Below are 4,787 nucleotides of genomic sequence, written 5' to 3'. Positions count from 1 at the left end.
TTCGAGCAGCTCGCGGAAGCCCTGGGCGGAGATGTTCGAGTAGTGGGCGAACACGTCAGGGCCGCCACCATCCTGCTCGATGAATCCGAAACCCTTTTCCGCGTTGAACCACTTCACGGTGCCAGCAGCCATGTCATATCTCCTTCAGAGGGGGTGCTTACGGGTCCGCAGGTCGCAGACTCCGTGTCGCCGTGATGATTGCCCCGCCCGGAAGACCGGAGATAAAAATTTCGGGAACCACAACTGCAACTTAGATCGACAGTAGCACACTGCGACCGTCGACGAGTGTTGAATAACTCTCAGTTATCCATTGGGGCAAATAACCTGCCCGTGCGTTCCGTCAATTTCTCAGCTCGCGGCCACAGATATTAGGACGCGCCCGCCGAAGAGCCTCTCCCGAGCCGCACCCCCGCCGACCGGCAGCGGCCCGCGGGGTGCGCGGCCGGCCGCGGAGGCCTCCGGTCCGCTTCCACCGGACCACCACCACCCCGAAAACGCCGCAGCGCCCGACCCGACCGAAGCCGACCCGAGCGCTGCTGTGCAGGCCAGAAGGGGTTTCCCCTCCCCCGCATCCGTAGACCCTGTGGGACTCGAACCCACAACCAATGGATTAAAAGTCCACTGCTCTGCCAATTGAGCTAAGGGTCCCCGCGATGTTGCAACCCCGAGCATAGCCGGACCCGGCCACGACTCCGATCGGGTATCGGAGACACGGCCGGGTCGCTCCACGACCAGGACGGTGGCCCGCGCCGGAAATGGTCGGCCTCGTTACGGATCGACCGGTTCGGGTGCCCCCTTGCGAGCCGCCTCGCGGGCCCGGGTGCGTTCGTGGTCGGGGTTGAGGAACCAGTAGCGCGCCGAAGCCACCCACCACAGGGCCGCGAACCCCAGGACCACGAGTACGGCGATCGGGGCGTAGTTGAAGTTCTCCCAGGTGACCGGCGCGAGCTGGGGCAGCATGAACAGCACCGTGATCACGACCACCCAGGCCACCGACACCACCCCGATCACCCGCGACCACCGGCCCAGATGCCACGGCCCCCGCTCGAACGCCTCGCCCTTGCGCAGCCGCAGCAGCGTCGGGATGACGTACGCGATGTAGAGGCCGATCACGGCGATCGACGTCACGGCCGCGTACGCCGTCACGTTGATCAGGTACGGGAGGCCCAGGACCAGTGCCCCGAACGCCGCCAGCCAGACCGCCGCCACGGGGGTACGGGTACGGGGGCTGACCGTGTGCCAGAGGTGGGAGTAGGGGAGGGCGCCGTCGCGGGAGAAGGCGTAGATCATGCGGGAGTTGGCCGTGACCGATGCCATACCGCAGAACAGCTGGGCGCCGATGACGATGAGCAGGAACAGCTTGCCCGCGGTCGCGCCCAGCGCGTCGAGCAGGATCTGCGCGGGCGGTACGCCGGTCGGGGAGTTCAGGGCGCCGTCGTACGACTGGATGGCGAAGGTGAAGCCCAGGAGCAGGACGAAGCCCGCTATCCACGAGGTCCAGATGGACTGGACGATGCCCTTCGGGCCCGCCGTGGACGCGTCCCGGGTCTCTTCGGTCATGTGTGCGGAGGCGTCGTAGCCGGTGAAGGTGTACTGGGCCATCAGCAGCCCGAGGGCGACGACGTACACGCCGCTCCCCCAGCCGGTGTTGTTCACGAACTCCGTGAACACGAAGGACGCCGACTGGTGCTTGTCCGGTACGAACGTCAGCGCGCCGACGATGACGGCCACACCCACCACGTGCCACCACACGCTGACGCTGTTCAGCAGGGCCACGATGCGTACGCCGAAGGTGTTGAGGAGCCCGTGCAGGACGAGGATGCCCGCGAAGAGCAGGATCGTGCGGCCGGGGGTGACCTCGAAGTCGAACTGGAGGTTCAGGTAGGCGCCCAGGAAGGAAGCCGCCCCGAAGTCGATGCCGGCGGTCACCGCGACCTGCCCGAGCACGTTGAACCACCCCGTGAACCAGGCCCACGCGGCGGCCGTACGCGGGGGAGCGAGCTGGGCCGCCCAGAAGTACAGGCCGGCGGAGGTCGGGTAGGCCGAGCAGATCTCGGCCATCGAGAGCCCGACGAAGAGGGTCATGAGCCCTACGGCGACCCAGCCCCACATGATCACGGCCGGGCCGCCGGTGTTCATGCCGAACAGGTACAGGGTCAGGCAGCCCGACAGGACCGAGATGATCGTGAAGGAGACCGCGTAGTTGGAGAACGCCGACATCCGGCGGGCGAGGACCTGGGTGTAACCGAGCTGGGCGAGCCGTTCCTCGTCCGACAGCCCACTCACTCCGACTTCATCTGTCATGCCCCCAGCAATGCCCTCGCTGGGGGTATGACATGCGTCACAGGAGGACTCATTTGGCCGAAAACATATCTGCCCCGGCCACGCTCAGACGTCCGTGGCGCCGATCCGCAGCTGAGCGACCTGCGTCGCGCTGAGCACGCCCGCGTAGACGTGCACCTCGTCGACCACTCCGGCCAGGTCTTCGCCCGCGCCGTCCGCACCCTGCGAACGACCGATCCGCAGGTCACCCGTCGCCGTCCAGCCGGGCGTGTACGACGCCCTCGCCGTCAGCTGCCCGTCGGCGTAGAGCAGGATCTCGTCGGCCTCGTCGTCGTACGCGAGTGCCAGGTGATGAACGTCGTCCGGGGAGGCCCACGCGCCCCCGGCGGTGAGCGTGACCCGCTCTCCGGTGGCGTCCGTCAGAGCCACTTCCCAGCTCTGCGAGGCGCCCGAATAGCGCACCTCCGCAAGGGAGTTGTCCGCATCCCCCACCGACAGCACCGTCATCGGCCGGTCCTGCGCCGCCGAGTCGATCCGCACGTGCGCGGCGACCGAGAAGCTGTCCCCGGTGGCGATGCCCAGGCCGTCCGTCGCGCCGAAGTCGCCGTCGCCGTCCAGCAGCAGGTGCCCGGAGCCGAAGAGGGGGGACTGTCCGGGCAGGCAGTCCGGGTCGAGCCAGTCGCAGGGGGCGTCGTCGCGGTAGATCGTCGCGTCCCCGCCGAGTGTCAGTGGCCGCCCGCCGTCCCGCTCCGGGCTGCTGCCGCCGGTCGCCTCGTCGAGCGCCCAGTACCCCTCACTCACGGTGGCCCGCTTCGCCGCCCCGGCCGCCTCGGCGGCGACGACGATCCGGTCCCACACCCGTACGCCGGCCAGCGCACCGTGCCAGTTCCCACTTCCGCCCGCGCTCGCTTCGAGCGTGCGGCCGATCTGGAGGTTCCCGGGTGCCGAGGACGGGGTGACGTTCTCGGCCGTGCCGGCCACCCGTCCGTTCACATACAGCCGGGCCGTGCCCGCGACCGGGTCGTACACCCCGGTGAGGTGCGCCCAGTCACCGGTCTCCGGCACACCGGCCCGTACGACCGAGCCGCCCACCGAGAACGACCAGGCACCGTCCTTCGTCCCGAGCCCGAACCCGGCCGCCCCGCCCTGGCCGACGGCCGTCATGTCCGCACCGGCGGCATCCGGCCGTACCCAGGCGCTCACGGAGAAGGCCCCGCCGGTGTCCACGGCCGGCGCGCCGCTCGTCAGATAGGCGGAGGCTGACCCGTCGAGACCGACGGCCCCCGTCACCGACGTCCGCGACGGGCCCGCGGCGCCGAACGTGACCCCGGCTCCCGCTGTCGCGGTCCTGTCGCCCGCCTCCGCCGAGGCCCCGCTCGCCCCGGCCGCGTCCGCGAGCGTCCAGGCGGCGACGGGCGTACGGCCCCCGCTCACCCGGAACTGGTAGGTGGTGGTCGCGCTCACGTTGCCCGCCCGGTCTACGGCCTGGACCTCCAGTCCCCCGACGCCCTCCGACTGCGGCAGCCACCGCAGCCGCACCGGCCCGCCGGGCGCGTCCGGTACGGCCGTCAGCAGCGGCCCGCCGAGGAAGTCGTAGCGGTAGGACACCGTGTCGTCCGAGGCGGAGTCCACGGTGAACGTGCCGTACGAGCCCACCCCGTCGTGCCACATCCCGGTGTCGTCCGGGTACTCGGGCGACGACACCGAGGGTTTCGCGGGCGCCTCGTTGTCGTACACGAACTCGCACGACCCACTGCCGCCGTCGGAACTCCACGGCCCCCACAGCGTGCCGTCGCCCGCCCGCACCCGCCAGCTCACCTCGGCGAACGCCGGCACGTCGGTCGGCACGGGCCAGCTGAACGTCGAGCCACTGGACTTGGCGGTCGTCCCGACCGTGCTCCGCACCTGCCGTACGCCCGCGCTGTCCGTCCAGGACACCTCGAACTCGGCGGTGACCGGGCCCCCGTCCGGGTCGCGGAGGACCGCTCTGAGCGTCGGCCGCGTACGGACGTACGGCCGGTCCGCACCGCCGACGCACGGCCCGTCCTCCGTGGTCACCTCGGACAGCACGGGCCGGGACGGCGGCCGGTTCTCCGCGGCGGAGGCCGTCCATGGCGTGGCGACGACGGCCGACGCCGCGAGCAGCGCGGCGACTCCGCCGCGTGCGAAGGCATGACGATCCAACAGATCCGACAGATTCAACGGACTCAACAGTTCTCTCCCCCTGGGTCCGGCTCATCGCCGGATCATGGATTTCGCTCCGCGCCGGAGCGTAACAGCCGCTGCTGACAGGCGAGTTGGCATTTTTTCGGGCGCGGCAGGAGGAGTGCGGCAACGCTGAAGGGTCAAGATCTCCGTCAAGCACAACGACCCGGTGATCATGGTCAACGCCGACCGGGTGCTCGCCGAAGGGTGCGACTACCCGCTCCACCTGGGCGTCACCGAGGCCGGTCCCGCCTTCCCGGGGACCATCGAGTCCGCTGTCGCCTTCGGGGCGTTGCTGA

3 protein-coding genes, 1 tRNA gene and 1 pseudogene are annotated in these 4,787 nt (G+C 69.9%); 1 reads left to right on the top strand and 4 read right to left on the bottom strand.

Features of this window, described 5'->3' with window-relative positions:
• The 4 genes from STRTUCAR8_RS40125 to STRTUCAR8_RS40110 all read right to left on the bottom strand — a co-directional run.
• The coding region (locus STRTUCAR8_RS40125) for a cold-shock protein (RefSeq protein WP_006382108.1) at positions 1-132 on the bottom strand (132 nt) is incomplete at its 3' end.
• 443 nt (positions 133-575) lie between these two features.
• Positions 576-648 (bottom strand) — tRNA-Lys (locus STRTUCAR8_RS40120).
• A gap of 120 nt (positions 649-768) precedes the next feature.
• On the bottom strand, positions 769-2,304 hold the full coding sequence (locus STRTUCAR8_RS40115; RefSeq protein ID WP_044473713.1) for an amino acid permease: 1,536 nt from the start codon (positions 2,302-2,304) through the stop codon (positions 769-771).
• Between the two features lie 84 nt (positions 2,305-2,388).
• Complete coding sequence (locus STRTUCAR8_RS40110) at positions 2,389-4,494, bottom strand: LamG domain-containing protein (RefSeq protein ID WP_006382109.1); 2,106 nt, start codon at positions 4,492-4,494, stop codon at positions 2,389-2,391.
• A gap of 133 nt (positions 4,495-4,627) precedes the next feature.
• On the opposite strand from STRTUCAR8_RS40110, the pseudogene STRTUCAR8_RS50815 reads away from it, so the two are divergent.
• Positions 4,628-4,787, top strand: a pseudogene (locus STRTUCAR8_RS50815) (flavodoxin-dependent (E)-4-hydroxy-3-methylbut-2-enyl-diphosphate synthase); the annotation flags it as partial.

This window comes from Streptomyces turgidiscabies Car8 (genome assembly GCF_000331005.1).
Lineage (GTDB): Bacteria > Actinomycetota > Actinomycetes > Streptomycetales > Streptomycetaceae > Streptomyces > Streptomyces turgidiscabies.
This window is presented reverse-complemented; position numbering and strand designations above follow the sequence as displayed.

Coding starts and splice junctions, on each gene's coding strand:
- STRTUCAR8_RS40115 (WP_044473713.1), bottom strand. CDS start 2,304: ATGACAGATGAAGTCGGAGTGAGTGGGCTGTCGGACGAGGAACGGCTC.